General features: G+C 67.8%; 22 protein-coding genes. 2 read left to right on the top strand and 20 right to left on the bottom strand.

Going from position 1 to position 16,901, the window contains the following annotated elements:
* The first annotated feature begins 11 nt into the window (after positions 1-11).
* Positions 12-956 carry a DUF389 domain-containing protein gene (locus tag OHA05_RS21720; RefSeq protein ID WP_328861477.1) on the top strand — a complete coding sequence of 315 codons (945 nt, stop codon included), beginning with the start codon at positions 12-14 and terminating at the stop codon, positions 954-956.
* Positions 957-1,396: 440 nt separating this feature from the next.
* Here the strand turns inward: OHA05_RS21720 and glmM are convergent, their stop codons facing one another.
* From glmM to OHA05_RS21700, 4 genes are all read right to left on the bottom strand, one after another.
* Entirely contained in the window at positions 1,397-2,755 is a 1,359-nt protein-coding gene (gene glmM / locus OHA05_RS21715) for a phosphoglucosamine mutase (RefSeq protein WP_328861476.1), read from the bottom strand.
* Between the two features lie 141 nt (positions 2,756-2,896).
* Positions 2,897-3,415 carry a 30S ribosomal protein S9 gene (gene rpsI, locus OHA05_RS21710; RefSeq protein ID WP_313944669.1) on the bottom strand — a complete coding sequence of 173 codons (519 nt, stop codon included), beginning with the start codon at positions 3,413-3,415 and terminating at the stop codon, positions 2,897-2,899.
* A 44-nt stretch (positions 3,416-3,459) separates the two neighbouring features.
* Complete coding sequence (gene rplM / locus OHA05_RS21705; RefSeq protein ID WP_313944670.1) at positions 3,460-3,903, bottom strand: 50S ribosomal protein L13; 444 nt, start codon at positions 3,901-3,903, stop codon at positions 3,460-3,462.
* A gap of 228 nt (positions 3,904-4,131) precedes the next feature.
* Positions 4,132-5,754, bottom strand: coding sequence for an ATP-binding cassette domain-containing protein (locus tag OHA05_RS21700; protein ID WP_313944671.1), 1,623 nt, complete (start codon positions 5,752-5,754; stop codon positions 4,132-4,134).
* 55 nt (positions 5,755-5,809) lie between these two features.
* Between OHA05_RS21700 and OHA05_RS21695 the strand changes: the two genes are divergently transcribed.
* On the top strand, positions 5,810-6,739 hold the full coding sequence (locus OHA05_RS21695; RefSeq protein ID WP_313944672.1) for a hypothetical protein: 930 nt from the start codon (positions 5,810-5,812) through the stop codon (positions 6,737-6,739).
* Here OHA05_RS21695 and truA read toward each other — a convergent pair.
* The 16 genes from truA to rpsH all read right to left on the bottom strand — a co-directional run bounded on the left by truA (position 6,710) and on the right by rpsH (position 16,822).
* On the bottom strand, positions 6,710-7,579 hold the full coding sequence (gene truA, locus OHA05_RS21690) for a tRNA pseudouridine(38-40) synthase TruA (protein WP_313944673.1): 870 nt from the start codon (positions 7,577-7,579) through the stop codon (positions 6,710-6,712). The two genes, OHA05_RS21695 and truA, sit on opposite strands and share 30 nt — an antisense overlap.
* Before the next feature lie 78 nt (positions 7,580-7,657).
* On the bottom strand, positions 7,658-8,158 hold the full coding sequence (gene rplQ / locus OHA05_RS21685) for a 50S ribosomal protein L17 (protein WP_313944674.1): 501 nt from the start codon (positions 8,156-8,158) through the stop codon (positions 7,658-7,660).
* Between the two features lie 97 nt (positions 8,159-8,255).
* A complete protein-coding gene (locus tag OHA05_RS21680) occupies positions 8,256-9,278 on the bottom strand; it encodes a DNA-directed RNA polymerase subunit alpha (protein WP_003956430.1) in 1,023 nt (340 codons plus the stop codon).
* Between the two features lie 130 nt (positions 9,279-9,408).
* Positions 9,409-9,813: a 30S ribosomal protein S11 gene (rpsK, locus tag OHA05_RS21675; protein ID WP_003956432.1), complete on the bottom strand. Its 405-nt coding sequence runs from the start codon at positions 9,811-9,813 to the stop codon at positions 9,409-9,411.
* A gap of 65 nt (positions 9,814-9,878) precedes the next feature.
* Positions 9,879-10,259, bottom strand: a complete 381-nt coding sequence (rpsM, locus tag OHA05_RS21670) for a 30S ribosomal protein S13 (RefSeq protein ID WP_313944675.1) — start codon at positions 10,257-10,259, stop codon at positions 9,879-9,881.
* Positions 10,260-10,461: 202 nt separating this feature from the next.
* Positions 10,462-10,575 (bottom strand): 50S ribosomal protein L36, encoded by a 114-nt coding sequence (rpmJ, locus tag OHA05_RS21665; protein ID WP_003956441.1) that lies wholly within the window; start codon positions 10,573-10,575, stop codon positions 10,462-10,464.
* A 58-nt stretch (positions 10,576-10,633) separates the two neighbouring features.
* On the bottom strand, positions 10,634-10,855 hold the full coding sequence (gene infA, locus OHA05_RS21660; protein ID WP_003956442.1) for a translation initiation factor IF-1: 222 nt from the start codon (positions 10,853-10,855) through the stop codon (positions 10,634-10,636).
* A gap of 157 nt (positions 10,856-11,012) precedes the next feature.
* A complete protein-coding gene (map, locus tag OHA05_RS21655) occupies positions 11,013-11,855 on the bottom strand; it encodes a type I methionyl aminopeptidase (protein ID WP_327681282.1) in 843 nt (280 codons plus the stop codon).
* Between the two features lie 100 nt (positions 11,856-11,955).
* Positions 11,956-12,615 carry an adenylate kinase gene (locus OHA05_RS21650; protein WP_313944677.1) on the bottom strand — a complete coding sequence of 220 codons (660 nt, stop codon included), beginning with the start codon at positions 12,613-12,615 and terminating at the stop codon, positions 11,956-11,958.
* Positions 12,615-13,934, bottom strand: a complete 1,320-nt coding sequence (secY, locus tag OHA05_RS21645) for a preprotein translocase subunit SecY (RefSeq protein ID WP_313944678.1) — start codon at positions 13,932-13,934, stop codon at positions 12,615-12,617. The genes OHA05_RS21650 and secY overlap by 1 nt, the downstream gene beginning before the upstream one ends.
* A gap of 250 nt (positions 13,935-14,184) precedes the next feature.
* Complete coding sequence (rplO, locus tag OHA05_RS21640; protein WP_313944679.1) at positions 14,185-14,640, bottom strand: 50S ribosomal protein L15; 456 nt, start codon at positions 14,638-14,640, stop codon at positions 14,185-14,187.
* A 1-nt stretch (position 14,641) separates the two neighbouring features.
* The gene (gene rpmD, locus OHA05_RS21635; RefSeq protein ID WP_018550611.1) at positions 14,642-14,824 is read right to left on the bottom strand and encodes a 50S ribosomal protein L30; all 183 of its coding nucleotides are present in this window, start codon (positions 14,822-14,824) and stop codon (positions 14,642-14,644) included.
* A complete protein-coding gene (gene rpsE, locus OHA05_RS21630) occupies positions 14,824-15,429 on the bottom strand; it encodes a 30S ribosomal protein S5 (RefSeq protein ID WP_313944680.1) in 606 nt (201 codons plus the stop codon). The genes rpmD and rpsE overlap by 1 nt, the downstream gene beginning before the upstream one ends.
* Positions 15,430-15,475: 46 nt before the next feature.
* Complete coding sequence (gene rplR, locus OHA05_RS21625) at positions 15,476-15,859, bottom strand: 50S ribosomal protein L18 (protein WP_328861475.1); 384 nt, start codon at positions 15,857-15,859, stop codon at positions 15,476-15,478.
* A 3-nt stretch (positions 15,860-15,862) separates the two neighbouring features.
* Complete coding sequence (gene rplF, locus OHA05_RS21620) at positions 15,863-16,402, bottom strand: 50S ribosomal protein L6 (RefSeq protein ID WP_313944682.1); 540 nt, start codon at positions 16,400-16,402, stop codon at positions 15,863-15,865.
* A 21-nt stretch (positions 16,403-16,423) separates the two neighbouring features.
* On the bottom strand, positions 16,424-16,822 hold the full coding sequence (gene rpsH, locus OHA05_RS21615) for a 30S ribosomal protein S8 (protein ID WP_005313538.1): 399 nt from the start codon (positions 16,820-16,822) through the stop codon (positions 16,424-16,426).
* Positions 16,823-16,901 lie beyond the last annotated feature (79 nt).

The following is a 16,901-nucleotide window of genomic DNA, read 5'->3' as shown; positions in this document are numbered from 1 at the left end:
GGAGGCAGCGGGTGCTGCATCTGCGCCTGATCACCCCGGCGGACACGACCGACGAGGCGGTACGTCTCATCGAGGGGACGGTCGGCACGGCCCATCTCGCCGTGTTCGCGGGGGCGGCTCGCGATCCCGCCGGCGACGTGGTGCAGTGCGACGTGGCGCGCGAGGCGGCCGACGAACTGATCGGGGGTCTGCGGACCCTCGGCCTCGACGAGCACGGTTCGATCGCCGTCGAGGGCATCGAACTGTCGCTGTCGAAGCGGGCCGACAAGGCCGAGAAGGACGCACCGGGCGAGGGTGCGGACGCGGTGCTCTGGGAGCATCTGACCGACGCGACCCACGAGGAGTCGACGCTCTCCGTCACCTACATAGCGTTTCTGACGCTGGCGACGATGCTCGCGGCGTGCGGTGTGGTGCTCGACAACGCGATCCTCATCGTGGGCGCGATGGCGGTGGGCCCGGAGTTCGGCCCGCTGGCCGGTTTCTGCACGGCGCTGGTGCAGCGCGCTCCGCGGCTGGCGTGGCGCTCGTTCGTCGCCCTGATCGTGGGTTTCGCCCTCGCCATGCTGATCACGGTCGGCTTCAGCCACTTCATGAGCTGGGTCGATCTCTTCGACGCGGCGAAGGTGCGGGCCGAACGGCCCAACACCAGCTTCATCTACAACCCGGACTGGTTCTCGTTCGTCGTCGCGGTGCTCGCGGGCGCGGCGGGCATGCTCTCGCTGACGTCGGCGAAGTCCGGTGCGCTGGTGGGCGTGGCGATCTCGGTGACGACGGTCCCGGCGGCGGCGAACGCGGCGGTCGCGTTCAGCTTCGGCGAGTACGCGCAGGCGTGGGGTTCGACGGAGCAGCTGCTGCTGAACCTGCTGGGCATCGTGCTCGCGGGCACGCTGACGCTGCTGATCCAGAAGTCACTGTGGGCCCTGCAACGCCGCCGCACAGCAGCCAGGACATCGTGAGCACCTGAGCGCCGCGGGAGCAGGATCAAGCCCCGCCGGCGATCGAGGCGAACCCGGGCCCCGCCAGCGATCGAGGCAAACCCGGGCCCCGCCGGCGCCTGAGGCAAACCCAGCCCCGCCGCCGACTGAGGCGAACCCGGGCCTCGCCGGCGACTGAGGCGAACCCGGGCCTCGCCGGCGATCGAGGCAAACCCAGCCCCGCCGGCGGCGATCGAGGCGCGGGGTCCGGGGCAGAGCCCCGCGAACCCCCCGCAGCAAGCGTGTGTGCCCGCACCCACCCCGGGGCACGGGCACACACGCCTCGCCGGCGATCAAGGCAAACCCAGCCCCGCCGGCGATTGAGGCGCGGGGTCCGGGGCGGAGCCCCGGACACCACCCGCACCATGCGTGTGCCCGCACCACCCCGGGGCACGGGCACACACCAAGAAGCAGTCCTCGCGTCAGCCGAGCGAAGACTTCACCGCGTCCGCGAGCCGGCTCGCCACCGACCGCGCCTGCTCGATGTCCGCGGCCTCGACCATCACCCGTACCAGCGGCTCCGTGCCCGACGGACGCAGCAGCACACGGCCCGTGGAGCCGAGCTCCCGCTCCGCCTCCGCCACCGCGCTCGCCAGCTCCGCCGACGTCTTCACCCGCGACTTGTCGACGTCCGGCACATTGATCAGGATCTGCGGCAGCCGGCCCATGACCGCGGCGAGGTCCGCGAGCGAGCGGCCGGTCGCGGCGACCCGCGCCGCCAGCATCAGGCCGGTGAGCGTGCCGTCGCCGGTCGTCGCGTGGTCGAGCACGATGACGTGCCCGGACTGCTCGCCGCCGAGCGCGTACCCGTGCTCCTTCATCGACTCCAGGACGTACCGGTCGCCGACGGCCGTCTGCACGAGCGAGAGGCCCTCGCGCTCCATCGCCAGCTTGAAGCCGAGGTTGGACATGACGGTCGCGACGACCGTGTTCCCGCGCAGGGTGCCCGCCTCGCGCATCGCCAGGGCCAGCACCGCCAGGATCTGGTCGCCGTCGACCTCGTTGCCGGACGCGTCCACCGCGAGGCAGCGGTCCGCGTCGCCGTCGTGCGCGATGCCGAGCGCCGCACCGTGCTCGACGACCGCGGCCTTCAGCGAGTCCAGGTGCGTGGAGCCGCACCCGTCGTTGATGTTGAGCCCGTCGGGCTCCGCACCGATCGTGACGACCTCGGCGCCGGCCCGCGCGAACGCCTCGGGCGAGACCCAGGCCGCAGCGCCGTGCGCCTCGTCCAGGACGACCTTCAGCCCGTCGAGCCGGTTCGGCAGGACGGCGATGAGGTGCGCGACGTACCGGTCGAAGCCCTCGTCGTAGTCGGTGACCCGGCCGACACCCGCACCGGTGGGCCGCTCCCACGGCTCACCGGTCCGGTGCTGCTCGTACACCGTCTCGATGCGGTCCTCCAGCTCGTCGGCCAGCTTGTGGCCGCCGCGTGCGAAGAACTTGATGCCGTTGTCCGGCATGGCGTTGTGCGACGCGGAGAGCATCACGCCGAGGTCCGCACCGAGCGAACCCGTGAGGTACGCCACGGCCGGCGTCGGCAGCACCCCGACGCGCACGACGTTGACGCCCGCGCTCGCGAGTCCCGCCACGACGGCGGCCTCCAGAAACTCTCCTGACGCACGCGGATCCCGCCCGACCACCGCGGTCGGCCGATGTCCCTCAAAGGTCCCCGCCTCGGCGAGCACATGCGCCGCCGCGACCGACAGACCGAGCGCGAGCTCCGCCGTCAGGTCCGCATTGGCGACACCGCGCACGCCGTCCGTGCCGAAGAGTCGTCCCACAGCTGTCCTCCGAAAATGCTCCGAAAAATGCAGGCCTTCGAGCGCCTGTTGCCCGTTAAACGCCCGAGGTAGTGGAAAGACGTACGCCCCGGCAGCACTGAGTGCTGCCGGGGCGTACGTACAAGCAGGCCGAGCAGGCGATTAACGCTTGCTGTACTGCGGGGCCTTGCGGGCCTTCTTGAGACCGGCCTTCTTGCGCTCGACCGCACGGTCGTCGCGGCTCAGGAAGCCGGCCTTCTTCAGCGCGGCGCGGTTGTTGTCCACGTCGGCCTCGTTGAGCGCACGGGCCACACCGAGGCGCAGGGCGCCGGCCTGGCCGGAGACGCCGCCACCCGAGATGCGGGCGATGACGTCGTAGCGGTCGTCGAGCTCGAGCACCTTGAAGGGCTCGTTGACTTCCTGCTGGTGCACCTTGTTGGGGAAGTAGTCCTCAAGGGTGCGACCGTTGATCTTCCACTTGCCGGAGCCCGGAACGATCCGGACGCGGGCGATGGCGTTCTTGCGACGGCCCAGGCCCGCAGCGGGCTGCGGGTCGCCGAAGCGGGACGCGAGGGACTCGGAGGTGTACTCGCCCTCGACGGGCGTCTCCGACTCGAAGGTGGTGACCTCGGCGTAGGTCTCTTCGCCCTCGACGGGGGTCTCTGCAGTGGTCTCGGCCACGATTCTCCTCAGATCTTTCTGTACGTCTTAGGGGGTGGCCGGAACTACTGCGCGACCTGGGTGATCTCGAACGGGACCGGCTGCTGAGCAGCGTGCGGGTGGTTCTCGCCCGCGTAGATCTTCAGCTTCGAGAGCATCTGACGACCCAGGGTGTTCTTCGGGATCATGCCCTTGATGGCCTTCTCCACGGCCTTCTCCGGGTTCTTGGCCAGCAGCTCGTCGTAGCGGACGGAGCGCAGACCACCGGGGTACCCGGAGTGGCGGTAGGCCATCTTCTGGGTCTTCTTGTTGCCGGAGAGGTGAACCTTCTCGGCGTTGATGATGATGACGAAGTCGCCCATGTCCATGTGGGGGGCGTAGATCGGCTTGTGCTTGCCCCGGAGGAGGTTCGCTGCCGTAGTCGCGAGACGGCCCAGGACGATGTCCTGCGCGTCGATGATGTGCCACTGGCGCGTGACATCGCCGGGCTTGGGGCTGTACGTACGCAAGGTCGTAGCCTTCGCTTCTTCGTTGGATGGGTTCCAGACACACGAATCCACTGAAGCGATCATGCAGCTGGGGCTCACAGCGCCGGGGACGAAGCCCGTATGCGAGCCACTGGTAACTGCTCCAGGGAACCTACGTAAGGGCCCTTCGCGTGAGAACGACGAAGCCAATACGCATAACAATCGACGAGACTACCCGCGCAGCCCCGTACGGGTCAAAACGCGCCCGGCCTACCGTGCCCGCTCGACCCGCCGCTCGTCCCACACCGGCTCCGCCGTCTCCCGGACCACGCCGTCCGAGCCGAAGACCAGATACCGGTCGAAGGACTTCGCGAACCAGCGGTCGTGCGTGACGGCGAGCACGGTGCCCTCATAGACCTCCAGGCCGTCCTGGAGCGCCTCCGCCGACTCCAGGTCCAGGTTGTCCGTGGGCTCGTCGAGCAGCAGCGCCGTGGTGCCCTCCAGCTCCAGGAGGAGGATCTGGAACCGGGCCTGCTGGCCGCCGGAGAGCTTGTCGAAGGTCTGGTCCCCTTGGCGCTCCAGCTCGTAGCGCCGCAGCACCGACATCGCGCCGCCGCGGTCCTTGGCGTGCTCGGTCCACAGGATGTCGACCAGCGTGCGCCCGAGGAGCTCGGGGTGCGCGTGCGTCTGGGCGAAATGCCCCGGCACCACGCGCGCGCCGAGCTTCCACTCGCCCTTGTGGGCCACGGACGTGTCGCCGGCGAGCAGCCGCAGGAAGTGGGACTTGCCCGAGCCGTTCGAGCCGAGGACGGCCACCCGCTCGCCGTAGAAGACCTCCAGGTCGAAGGGTTTCATCAGCCCGGTGAGTTCGAGGCCCTTGCAGGTCAGAGCGCGCACGCCGGTGCGCCCGCCGCGCAGCCGCATCCGGATCTCCTGCTCGCGCGGCGGCTCCGGCGGCGGCCCCGCCTCCTCGAACTTCTTGAACCGGGTCTGCATCGCCCGGTACCGCGACGCCATGTCGGGGCTGATCGCCGCCTGCTGCCGCAGCCGCAGCACCAGCGCCTTCAGCCGGGCGTGCTCCTCGTCCCAGCGCCGCTTCAGCTCCTCGAAGCGCGCGAACCGCTCCTTGCGGGCGTCGTGGTACGTCCCGAAGCCTCCGCCGTGCACCCACACGTCCGAGCCGGCCGGGCTCGGTTCCACGCTGACGATCTTCTCCGCGGCACGCGACAGCAGTTCCCGGTCGTGCGAGACGAAGAGAACGGTCTTGCGGGTCTCCTTGAGCCGTTCCTCCAGCCAGCGCTTGCCGGGCACGTCGAGATAGTTGTCCGGCTCGTCGAGCAGCAGCACCTCCTCGGGGCCCCGCAGCAGCGCCTCCAGCGCCAGCCGCTTCTGCTCACCGCCGGAGAGCGTCCGCAGCTCGCGGAACTGCGCCTTCTCGTACGGGACGCCCAGCGCGGCGGTGGTGCACATGTCCCAGAGGGTCTCGGCCTCGTATCCGCGTGCCTCCGCCCAGTCGCTCAGCGCCTGCGCGTACCGCATCTGCGCGGCCTCGTCGTCGACGGTCATGATCAGGTGCTCGGCCTCGTCGACCGCCTCGGCGGCCTCGCGGATCCGCGGCTGGGCGAGCGAGACGAGCAGATCCCGGACGGTGCGTTCGTCACGTACCGAGCCGATGAACTGACGCATCACACCCAGTCCACCACTGACCGTCACCGTGCCGCCGTGCGCCTGGAGCTCCCCCGCGATCATCCGCAGCAGCGTCGTCTTGCCCGCGCCATTGGCTCCGACCAGCGCGACCACCGCGCCTTCGCCGACCCTGAACGACGCGTCCGCGAGCAGTACCCGCCCGTCCGGCAGGTAGTACTCGAGATGTGCGGCCTCTAGATGTCCCATGCTCCGATTCTGAGGGCGGCGGCCCTGTGCTCCCAACAGGTTTAGGATGCGCGGCATGAGCTTTGGGCAGGGGGGACCTCAGTGGGGGTCCGGTGCACAGAACCAGGATCCGTACAACTCCCGTCAGGGAGCGTCGGATCCGTTCGATCCCTTCGGCGCGCGTTCGTCCCGTACGGGAGACACTCCGGACTGGGCCGCGCTCGCCGACGCCTCCGCGACCCGCGCCCGCCGCAGGCGATGGCTGCTGATCGGCGGCGGAGCGCTGGCGACGGCCGCGATCGCGGGCATCGTGGCGACGGCGATCGTCTCCTCGGGCGACGGCAACGACACGGCGTCCGGCGACTCGACCGGTCAGCTGCCCGGGGCTCCGGCGCTGCCCAGTGACTCCACGCGGCCCGAGCCGTCGTTCTCCTCGGTCGCGCCGCTGCCGCCGCCGAACCCGAAGGACTTCATCTCCAGCGAGAAGAAGGACACGGCACCGCTGAGCGTCCAGACCCTCTTCCCGGGCAAGAAGCTGACCATGGGCAACCGGGTCTACGCCAAGGGCGCGACCGCCCGCACCGGCACCTGCTCGTCGGCCACCCAGGGCTCTCTGGGCGGGGTCCTCGAGAAGAACGGCTGCGACCAGGTCTTCCGCGCCACCTACAGCAAGGACGGCATCGCGGTCACCGTCGGTGTCGCGGTCTTCGGGCTGGAGGCCGAGGCGAAGAAGGCCGTCGCCCAGGCGAGCGGCAATGTCGCACCGCTGCCCGGCGCCGGTGTGCCGACCTTCTGCAAGGGCGGCCCGGTGTGCCGTTTCACGGCCAACTCCTACGGCCGCTACGCCTACTTCACCGCGACCGGCTACACCAAGGCCAAGTCGGTCACGAAGGGCGACACCAAGGCGTTCCAGACCGGTGACGACCTGGCGGAGTTCACCTTCCGCCAGATCGTGCGCCGGGGTGAGGCGCAGGCCTCAGCAGCAGCCACCGCCCCCGCCGGCTGACCCGGGCAGCGTCCGCCGGTTGCGGGCCTCCAGGTTGCGCGCGGCGAGCAACTCGTCGGCGGGGTAGCCCACTTCCTCCAGCGTGAGGCCGTGCGGGCGTACGACATGGACGGCCGAGTCCCGTACGCCCGCGGCCAGCACCTTCGCCGGCCACTCCACCGGCCGGTGCCCGTCCCCCACGAACAGCATCGCGCCCACCAGCGAGCGCACCATGTTGTGGCAGAAGGCGTCGGCCCTGACGGTCGCCGTGATGACGCCGGAGGCGTCCCGCTCCCAGTCGAGCCGCTGGAGCGTGCGGATGGTCGTGGCACCCTCACGCTTCTTGCAGTAGGCCGCGAAGTCGTGCTCCCCCACCAGCCGTTCGGCCGCGGCGTTCATCGCGTCGACGTCCAACGGCCAGTCGTGCCAGAGCACATGACCGCGCAGCAGCGGGTCGACCCCGCCGGGGTGGTCGGTCACCCGGTACGCGTAACGCCGCCAGACGGCCGAGAACCGGGCGTTGAACCCCTCCGGGGCCTCCTGGGCCCGCCAGACCCGCACATCGCGCGAGAGCCGCCCTGCGAGCCGCTTCAGCAGCTTCTCCCGGTGCTCGGCCCACACGTCCTCGGGCAGATCGACGTGCGCCACCTGTCCACGGGCGTGCACACCGGCGTCGGTGCGCCCGGCGACGGTCAGCTCGTACGTCCGGGAGGAGCGCGTCACCGTGCGCAGCGCTTCCTCGATCTCCCCCTGGACCGTGCGCCGGCCGCCGGCCTGCTTGGCCCAGCCGGAGAAGTCCTTGCCGTCGTAGCTCAGGTCCAGTCTCAGCCGTACGTGTCCCGGCAGTGCCTCGTCACTCACAAACAGATCCTCTCGCAAGGCGGAACGCGAGAGCGGGCCCGCCCCGAAGGGCGGACCCGCTCACAGCACGGCAGGGCCTCAGGCGTCCTTGGACGCCTCGTCCGCCGGCTTGGCGTCCTCGACGGCCTCGGCCTCGGTGGACGCGTCCTTCTTGAGGGCGTCCTCCTTGACCGCACGCTTGGTCGCGGCCTCGGCCTCGTCGACGGTCGCCTTCTTGGCGATCTCGCCCTCGACCAGCTCGATCACGGCCATCGGGGCGTTGTCGCCGCGACGGCCACCGATCTTGGTGATCCGAGTGTAGCCACCCGGGCGCTCGGAGTACCGCGGAGCGATCTCGGTGAAGAGCGTGTGCACGATGCCCTTGTCCGTGATCGTCTGCAGGACCAGGCGACGGTTGTGGATGTCGCCCTTCTTCGCCTTGGTGATCAGACGCTCCGCGACCGGACGAAGGCGACGGGCCTTGGCCTCGGTCGTGGTGATGCGGCCGTGCTCGAACAGCTGCTTCGCGAGGTTCGCGAGGAGCAGACGCTCGTGCGCGGCGCTGCCGCCCAGACGGGCGCCCTTGGCGGGCTTCGGCATGGTGTTTCTCCTTGTGTGCTGCACCGGCCGTATCAGGTACCGGTGTCAGTTCCCCCGTGGCGGACGCCACGGGGAAGGCGTGGATGAGCCGTCAGGCTCAGTACTGCTCGGTCTCCACGAAGCCAGCGTCCGCGTCGTCGTCGGCGCCGAAGGCGTCGGCGGCGGCGGTCGGGTCGAATCCGGGCGGGCTGTCCTTGAGGGCCAGGCCCATGCCGGCCAGCTTCGCCTTGACCTCGTCGATCGACTTCGCACCGAAGTTGCGGATGTCGAGCAGGTCCGCCTCGGAACGCGCCACGAGCTCACCCACGGAGTGGATGCCCTCGCGCTTGAGGCAGTTGTACGAACGGACCGTGAGCTCGAGCTCCTCGATCGGCAGGGCCAGATCGGCGGCGAGCGCGGCGTCCGTCGGGGACGGGCCCATGTCGATGCCCTCGGCGTCGATGTTGAGCTCGCGCGCCAGACCGAACAGCTCGACCAGGGTCTTACCGGCGGAGGCCATGGCGTCACGGGGACGCATCGCCTGCTTGGTCTCGACGTCGACGATCAGCTTGTCGAAGTCGGTGCGCTGCTCGACACGGGTCGCCTCGACCTTGTACGTGACCTTGAGCACCGGGGAGTAGATGGAGTCGACCGGGATACGGCCGATCTCCTGGCCCACCTGCTTGTTCTGCACGGCGGAGACGTAACCGCGACCGCGCTCGACGGTCAGCTCCATCTCCAGCTTGCCCTTGCCGTTCAGCGTGGCGAGGACCAGGTCGGGGTTGTGCACCTCGACACCGGCCGGGGGCGCGATGTCGGCGGCGGTGACCAGACCCGGGCCCTGCTTGCGCAGGTACATCACGACCGGCTCGTCGTGCTCCGAGGAGACGACGAGCTGCTTGATGTTGAGGATGAGGTCGGTGACGTCCTCCTTGACGCCCGGCACGGTGGTGAACTCGTGCAGGACACCGTCGATACGGATGGACGTGACCGCCGCACCCGGGATCGAGGAGAGGAGCGTACGGCGGAGGGAGTTGCCGAGGGTGTAGCCGAAGCCCGGCTCCAGCGGCTCGATCACGAACCGGGAGCGGTATTCGTCGACGACCTCTTCGGTCAGCGAGGGACGCTGAGCGATCAGCATGTCTGTGATCCTTTTTGTCGTGGACGCCCGCTATTTGACGTCCGACGGGTACTGCGTACTGCAAGGGTACGGGCGGTACGTCTCTTTCGAGGCGTACCGCCCGGCACTCAGGTCAAGCGGTCGCTGAAGGTCAGACGCGACGGCGCTTGGGGGGACGGCAGCCGTTGTGCGGCGTGGGGGTGACGTCCTGGATGGAACCGACCTCGAGGCCCGTGGCCTGGAGGGAACGGATCGCGGTCTCACGGCCGGAGCCGGGACCCTTGACGAAGACGTCGACCTTGCGCATGCCGTGCTCCTGCGCGCGGCGGGCGGCCGACTCGGCGGCCATCTGCGCGGCGAAGGGGGTGGACTTGCGCGAGCCCTTGAAGCCGACGTGGCCGGCGGAGGCCCAGGAGATCACGTTGCCCGAGGGGTCCGTGATCGAGACGATCGTGTTGTTGAACGTGCTCTTGATGTGCGCGTGGCCGTGAGCGACGTTCTTCTTTTCCTTGCGGCGCACCTTCTTGGCAGCGCCCTGACGTCCCTTGGGGGGCATCTATTTCTCCTACAGGGAGGTGGTCGGTCCTACAGCGAAGACCGCTGATGAGCGTCCGCTGAGGACTACTTCTTGCCCGGCTTCTTCTTACCGGCGATGGCGCGACGCGGGCCCTTGCGGGTACGGGCGTTCGTGCTGGTGCGCTGACCGTGGACCGGCAGGCCACGACGGTGGCGCAGACCCTGGTAGCAGCCGATCTCGACCTTGCGGCGGATGTCGGCCTGGATCTCGCGGCGGAGGTCACCCTCGGTGCGGAGGTTGGCGTCCACGTACTCGCGGATCTTGACCAGGTCCTCTTCGGCCAGGTCACGAACGCGGGTGTTCGGGTTCACGTCGGTCGCGGAGAGAATCTCCTTCGACCGGGTGCGCCCGATACCGAAGACGTAGGTGAGTGCGATCTCCACACGCTTTTCGCGCGGGATGTCAACACCGGAAACGCGTGCCATTCAATGGCTCCTGTGTGATCGGGGGTCTTCCGCAGAACCGCTCCCGACCGCCGACCGCTTCGAGTGAAGCAGTGGTACGTCCGGGTCCCCGGCCCCCGCCGGAGGTGCCGCCGACCCCGTGCGGGGCTGGGCGGGTTCTGCGTATGTACGAGATTGCTTGCGTCGCGCGAAGAACTGCGGAGTGCAGGTCGGTCGGCGTGCGTCAGCCCTGGCGCTGCTTGTGGCGCAGGTTGTCGCAGATGACCATGACCCGGCCGTGACGGCGGATCACCTTGCACTTGTCGCAGATCTTCTTGACGCTCGGCTTGACCTTCATGGGATGTGAGGTTCTCCGGGTCAGTGCCTTCACCCCGCGGACGGGGCAACGACAAGATCTACTTGTAGCGGTAGACGATCCGCCCACGCGTCAGGTCGTACGGAGAGAGCTCCACCACGACCCGGTCGTCCGGGAGGATACGGATGTAGTGCATCCGCATCTTGCCGGAGATGTGCGCGAGGACCTTGTGACCGTTCTGGAGCTCCACCTTGAACATGGCGTTCGGGAGGGACTCGATCACGGTGCCCTCAATCTCGATGGCACCTTGCTTCTTGGCCACGCTTCGCCCTTCGAATCGGCTACCTTGATCGACTCCAGTGGCCGCATGCAGACACACGGGTACACCAGAGCCGACGCATCAGTCTACGTCAGGCCATCCGAAAAGACGAATCCGGGAAGTTTGCCCATTGACGTAGATCGTTACTCCGGCCACGGCGTCAGGACGACGCCAGAGGATCCGGCGCCGTGGTGATCCCGAACTCGGCCAGTTTCGCCCGGCCGCCGTCGGGCGCGGTGAGGACCAGCGGGCCCTCCTCCGTGAGCGCCACGGAGTGCTCCCAGTGCGAGGACCAGGTGCCGTCCGTCGTGATGACGGTCCAGTCGTCCGCGAGCACCTCGGTCCGCGGGGTGCCCAGCGAGACCATCGGCTCGATCGCCAGACAGAAACCGGGGACCAGTTTCGGGCCCTTGCCGCGCTTGCGCGCGACGTAGTTCAGCAGATGCGGGTCCATGTGCATCTCGGTGCCGATGCCGTGGCCGCCGTAGTCCTCGATGATCCCGTACCGGCCACCGCCGGGCTTGGGCTGCCGGCGGATGTACGTCTCGATGGCACGGGAGACGTCCACCAGGCGGTTGCCGTTCTTCATCGCGGCGATACCGGCCCACATGGACTCCTCGGTGACCCGCGAGAGCTCCACCAGCTCCGGTGCGTGCCCGCTGCCCACGAAGACGGTGTACGCGGCGTCGCCGTGCCAGCCGTCGATGATCGCGCCGGCGTCGACCGAGATGATGTCGCCGTCCTTGAGGACGGTCTTCTCGTCGGGGATGCCGTGGACGACCACCTCGTTGACCGAGGTGCAGATGGTGGCGGGGAACCCGCCGTACCCCAGGAAGTTCGACTTGGCGCCGTGGTCGGCGATCACCTTGCGGGCGACCTCGTCCAGATCCTTCGTCGACGCACCGGGCACGGCGGCCTCACGCGTCGCGGCGTGGATCGCGGCGACGACCAGCCCCGCCTCGCGCATCTTCGCGATCTGCTCCGGGGTCTTGATCTGCACCATGGCCTTTGCCTTCCACCTCTGCACGTCGTCGTCACTCTGGCTCAACAGTACGGCCGCGGCGTCCGTCGGACACCGCGGCCACAGGTACTGCGGGTACTGCTCAGTCGTTCTGGAGCTTCTCCAGCGCTTCCATCGCCCGCTTGGTCACGTCGGTGACCTTGCCGAGCGCCGAGATCGTGACCACGAGGCCCTGATTCCGGTAGTAGTCGATGATCGGCTCCGTCTGCGTGTGGTACACCTCGAGCCGCTTGCGCACGGTCTCCTCGGAGTCGTCGTCACGCTGGTACAGGTCGCCGCCGCAGGTGTCGCAGACACCTTCCTGCTGCGGCGCCGAGTACGACACGTGGAAGACGTGGCTCGAGTCGTTGCGGCAGATACGGCGGCCGGCGATGCGTCGCACGACCTCGTCCTCGGGGACCTCCAGGTCCAGCACCGCGTCCAGCGTCATGCCCTCGGACTTCAGCATCTCGTCGAGCGCCTCGGCCTGCGAGACGTTCCGCGGGAAGCCGTCCAGCAGGAAGCCGTTGCGGGCGTCCTCCTGCGCCATGCGGTCCTTCGCCATCGCGATGGTGACCTCGTCCGGCACCAGCTCACCGGCGTCCATGAAGGACTTGGCCTTGCGGCCCAGCTCGGTGCCCTGGCTGATGTTGGCGCGGAAGAGGTCGCCCGTGGAGATGTGCGGGATCGACAGGTTCTGGGCAAGGAACGCAGCCTGCGTTCCCTTGCCGGCACCAGGCGGCCCGACGAGGACGATTCGCATCAGCGGAGGAACCCTTCGTAATTACGCTGCTGGAGCTGGCTCTCGATCTGCTTCACGGTCTCCAGACCCACACCCACGATGATGAGGATGCTCGTCCCGCCGAACGGGAAGTTCTGGTTCGCGCCGCCGAAGCCCGCCAACGCCATCGTCGGCACAAGAGCAATCAGACCCAGGTACAGCGAGCCCGGCCAAGTGATCCTGTTGAGCACGTAGCTCAGATACTCGGCAGTAGGTCGACCTGCCCGGATACCCGGGATGAAGCCACCATACTTCTTCATGTTGTCGGCAACTTCTTCGGGGTTGAAGGAGATAGCCACATAGAAGAAGGCGAAGAAGACAATCAGGAGGAAGTACGTGGCGATGTAGTAAGGGTGATCACCCTTGACGAAATGCGCCTCGATCCAGGTCTTCCAGCCGGACTGCGAGCTCGAGAACTGCGCGATCAGCGCCGGGATGTACAGCAGCGACGAGGCGAAGATGACCGGAATCACACCGGCCTGGTTCACCTTGAGCGGGATGTACGTGGACGTACCGCCGTAGGACCGCCGCCCGATCATGCGCTTCGCGTACTGCACCGGGATGCGGCGCTGCGCCTGTTCGACGAAGACGACCAGGGCCACCATCACGAAGCCGATCAGGATGACGGTGCCGAACTCGATCCAGCCCTTGGCGAGCTTGCCGCTCTGCTTGATCGCCCAGAGAGCGCCGGGGAAGCCGGCGGCGATCGAGATGAACATCAGGATCGACATACCGTTGCCGATGCCACGGTCGGTGATCAGCTCACCGAGCCACATGACGGCGGCGGTACCGGCGGTCATGGTCACCACCATGACGATGGTGGTGAAGATCGACCGGTCGGGAACGATCTGGTTGGCCACCTGACAGCCGCTGAACAACGCACCGCTGCGAGCCGTCGCCACAAGACCGGTGCCCTGCAGCACGGCGAGGGCGACAGTGAGGTAGCGGGTGTACTGCGTGATCTTCGCCGTGCCGGACTGGCCCTCCTTCTTGAGGGCCTCGAGCCGTGGGATCACGACGGTCAGCAGCTGCAGGATGATGCTCGCCGTGATGTACGGCATGATGCCGAGCGCAAAGATGGTGATCTGCAGCAGCGCTCCGCCGCTGAACATGTTCACCAGCCCGAACAGGCTGTTGTTGTTCTTCTGCGCGGCGTCCACACAAATCTGCACATTGCCGTAGTCGACACCCGGAACCGGGATGTGCGATCCGAGCCGGTACAAAACGATGATGGCGAGTGTGAAGAGCAGCTTCTTGCGCAGGTCGGGCGTCTTGAACGCCCGGGCGAACGCGGTGAGCACGGTGCCTCCTGCGACCCCCGCGCTACTGCGTCAGAGGTGACGGTCTTGAGGATCGACGAATACGAAACAGGCAATCCGCACGATCTTAGTCGGACAGACCGCACGGTCCGGGGGCAGTAACCCCCTTGTTACAGCAACAGTGCACGCCACCTTACCGGCGGATGTGCCCCCCTAGGAACGACCAACCGGGGATGCCCCATTTGAGAGGCATCCCCGGTCGGTGTTTCAGCTTTCAGCCACTGAACTCGTCTCAGACGAGCTCGGTGACGGTGCCGCCGGCAGCGGCAATCTTCTCCTTGGCGGAGCCGGAGACGGCGTCGACCGTCACCTGCAGCGCCACGGAAAGCTCGCCCTGGCCAAGGACCTTGACGAGGCTGTTCTTGCGAACCGCACCCTTGGCGACCAGATCGGCCACCGTGACTTCGCCACCCTCGGGGTAGAGCGAAGAGAGCTTGTCCAGGTTGACGACCTGGTACTCGGTACGGAACGGGTTCTTGAAGCCCTTGAGCTTCGGGAGACGCATGTGGAGGGGCATCTGCCCACCCTCGAAGCGCTCCGGAACCTGGTAACGGGCCTTGGTGCCCTTGGTTCCACGACCAGCGGTCTTACCCTTGGACGCCTCACCACGACCCACACGGGTCTTGGCGGTCTTGGCGCCCGGGGCGGGCCGGAGGTTGTGGACCTTCAGCGGGTTGTTCTCCGCCATGTCAGTCGACCTCCTCAACCGTCACGAGGTGGCGGACGGTGTGCACCATTCCGCGGAACTCGGGGCGGTCCTCCTTGACAACCACGTCGTGCAGGCGCTTGAGCCCGAGCGAACGCAGGGTGTCGCGGTGGTTCTGCTTGCTGCCGATGTAGGACTTCGTCTGCGTGATCTTGAGGCGGGCCATTACGCACCCGCTCCCGCACGTGCACGAAGCAGAGCCGCGGGGGCGACGTCCTCGAGGGGCAGACCACGGCGAGCCGCGATCTCCTCGGGACGCTGCAGGCCCTTGAGGGCCGCCACGGTCGCGTGCACGATGTTGATCGCGTTGGACGAGCCAAGCGACTTCGACAGGATGTCGTGAACGCCGGCGCACTCGAGCACGGCGCGCACCGGGCCACCGGCGATAACACCGGTACCGGGGGAAGCCGGCTTCAGCAGCACGACGCCCGCGGCACGCTCGCCCGTGATGGGGTGCGGGATGGTGCCCTGGATACGGGGGACCTTGAAGAAGTGCTTCTTGGCCTCCTCAACACCCTTGGCGATGGCGGCCGGCACCTCCTTGGCCTTGCCGTAACCGACACCTACGGTGCCGTCACCGTCTCCGACCACGACGAGCGCGGTGAAGCTGAAGCGACGACCACCCTTGACAACCTTGGCGACGCGGTTGATCGCGACAACGCGCTCAACGTACGCGGTCTTCTCGGCGGCAGCTGCGCCACCGTCGCGACCCTTCCGGTCCCGCCGCTCGCCGCCACCGGCACCGCTTCCGCGGCGCTGGGGTCCAGCCATTGGAATTACCTCTCTCTGTTACGTCCGTTAGTCCCGGAACCGGGGCTCAGAACTTCAGCCCGGCTTCGCGGGCGGCGTCAGCCAGAGCGGCAATGCGCCCGGCGTACCTGTTGCCACCACGGTCGAACACGACAGCCTCGACACCGGCAGCCTTCGCACGCTCGGCAACGAGCGCGCCGACCTGCTTGGCCTGGGCGCTCTTGTCGCCCTCGCCACCGCGGATCGAGGTCTCCAGGGTCGACGCCGACGCGAGCGTGTGGCCCGCGATGTCGTCGATGACCTGCGCCACGATGTTGCGGTTGGAGCGCGTCACGACGAGGCGCGGACGCTCCGGCGTGCCGGAGACGTGCTTACGGACGCGGATGTGACGACGCTTGATGGCGGCGCGCTTGTACGCGTCACCCTTGGCGATCTTTACACCGTATGCCATGGCTTACTTACCCGCCTTTCCGACCTTGCGGCGGATGACCTCGCCCGCGTACTTGACGCCCTTGGCCTTGTACGGGTCGGGCTTGCGCAGCTTGCGGATGTTAGCGGCGACCTCGCCGACCTTCTGCTTGTCGATGCCCTCGACCGAGAACTTGGTCGGCGACTCGACCTTGAAGGAGATGCCCTCGGGCGCCTCCACCAGGATCGAGTGGCTGTAACCGAGCTGGAACTCCAGGTTGGAGCCCTTCGCGGCGACGCGGTAACCGACACCGCTGATCTCGAGCGCCTTCGTGTATCCCTGGGTCACACCGGTGATCATGTTCGCCACCAGCGTGCGGGACAGGCCGTGGAGGGCCTTGTTCTGACGCTCGTCGTTGGGGCGGGTGACGTTGAGAACGCCGTCCTCGCCCTTAACAATCTCGATCGGCGCGGCGACGGTGTGCGCGAGGGACCCCTTGGGGCCCTTCACCGCGACCGTGCGGCCATCGATGGTGACGTCCACACCGGCGGGAACCTGGATGGGGAGCTTGCCGATACGCGACATGAGCTTTTCCTCCGTTCCCGACTACCAGACGTAGGCGAGGACTTCCCCACCCACGCCCTTCTTCTGAGCCTGCTGGCCGGTCAGGAGACCGTGGGACGTGGAGATGATCGCCACGCCCAGGCCGCCGAGAACCTTCGGCAGATTGGTGGACTTCGCGTACACGCGCAGACCCGGCTTCGAAATCCGCTTGATGCCGGCGATCGAGCGCTCGCGGTTCGGGCCGAACTTCAGCTCGAGGACGAGGTTCTTGCCGACCTCGGCGTCCTCGACCTTCCAGCCGGTGATGAAGCCCTCCTGCTGGAGGATCTCCGCGATGTGCGACTTGATCTTGCTGTGCGGCATCACGACGGAGTCGTGGTACGCCGAGTTTGCGTTACGCAGACGCGTGAGCATGTCTGCGATCGGATCAGTCATGGTCATGAATTGGCCTTCGGCCTCTCTCGCCGGGGTTTCCTGTATGCGCCATCCCTCTCCCCACTCAGTGGCGGGACGGGTGCGG

It is taken from the genome of Streptomyces sp. NBC_00306 (assembly GCF_036169555.1).
GTDB classification, from domain to species: domain Bacteria; phylum Actinomycetota; class Actinomycetes; order Streptomycetales; family Streptomycetaceae; genus Streptomyces; species Streptomyces achmelvichensis.
The sequence above is the reverse complement of the archived record's forward strand: the minus strand, read 5'-3'. Positions and strand labels throughout refer to the sequence as shown.

Excerpts from the sequence above, each read along its gene's own strand:
- OHA05_RS21700 (WP_313944671.1), bottom strand. The coding sequence starts at position 5,754 with ATGGGACATCTAGAGGCCGCACATCTCGAGTACTACCTGCCGGACGGG.
- OHA05_RS21695 (WP_313944672.1), top strand. The coding sequence starts at position 5,810 with ATGAGCTTTGGGCAGGGGGGACCTCAGTGGGGGTCCGGTGCACAGAAC.
- rplQ (WP_313944674.1), bottom strand. The coding sequence starts at position 8,158 with ATGCCGAAGCCCGCCAAGGGCGCCCGTCTGGGCGGCAGCGCCGCGCAC.
- OHA05_RS21680 (WP_003956430.1), bottom strand. The coding sequence starts at position 9,278 with ATGCTGATCGCTCAGCGTCCCTCGCTGACCGAAGAGGTCGTCGACGAA.
- rpsK (WP_003956432.1), bottom strand. The coding sequence starts at position 9,813 with ATGCCCCCCAAGGGACGTCAGGGCGCTGCCAAGAAGGTGCGCCGCAAG.
- rpsM (WP_313944675.1), bottom strand. The coding sequence starts at position 10,259 with ATGGCACGCGTTTCCGGTGTTGACATCCCGCGCGAAAAGCGTGTGGAG.
- rpmJ (WP_003956441.1), bottom strand. The coding sequence starts at position 10,575 with ATGAAGGTCAAGCCGAGCGTCAAGAAGATCTGCGACAAGTGCAAGGTG.
- map (WP_327681282.1), bottom strand. The coding sequence starts at position 11,855 with ATGGTGCAGATCAAGACCCCGGAGCAGATCGCGAAGATGCGCGAGGCG.
- OHA05_RS21650 (WP_313944677.1), bottom strand. The coding sequence starts at position 12,615 with ATGCGAATCGTCCTCGTCGGGCCGCCTGGTGCCGGCAAGGGAACGCAG.
- rplO (WP_313944679.1), bottom strand. The coding sequence starts at position 14,640 with ATGGCGGAGAACAACCCGCTGAAGGTCCACAACCTCCGGCCCGCCCCG.
- rpmD (WP_018550611.1), bottom strand. The coding sequence starts at position 14,824 with ATGGCCCGCCTCAAGATCACGCAGACGAAGTCCTACATCGGCAGCAAG.
- rpsE (WP_313944680.1), bottom strand. The coding sequence starts at position 15,429 with ATGGCTGGACCCCAGCGCCGCGGAAGCGGTGCCGGTGGCGGCGAGCGG.
- rplR (WP_328861475.1), bottom strand. The coding sequence starts at position 15,859 with ATGGCATACGGTGTAAAGATCGCCAAGGGTGACGCGTACAAGCGCGCC.
- rplF (WP_313944682.1), bottom strand. The coding sequence starts at position 16,402 with ATGTCGCGTATCGGCAAGCTCCCCATCCAGGTTCCCGCCGGTGTGGAC.
- rpsH (WP_005313538.1), bottom strand. The coding sequence starts at position 16,822 with ATGACCATGACTGATCCGATCGCAGACATGCTCACGCGTCTGCGTAAC.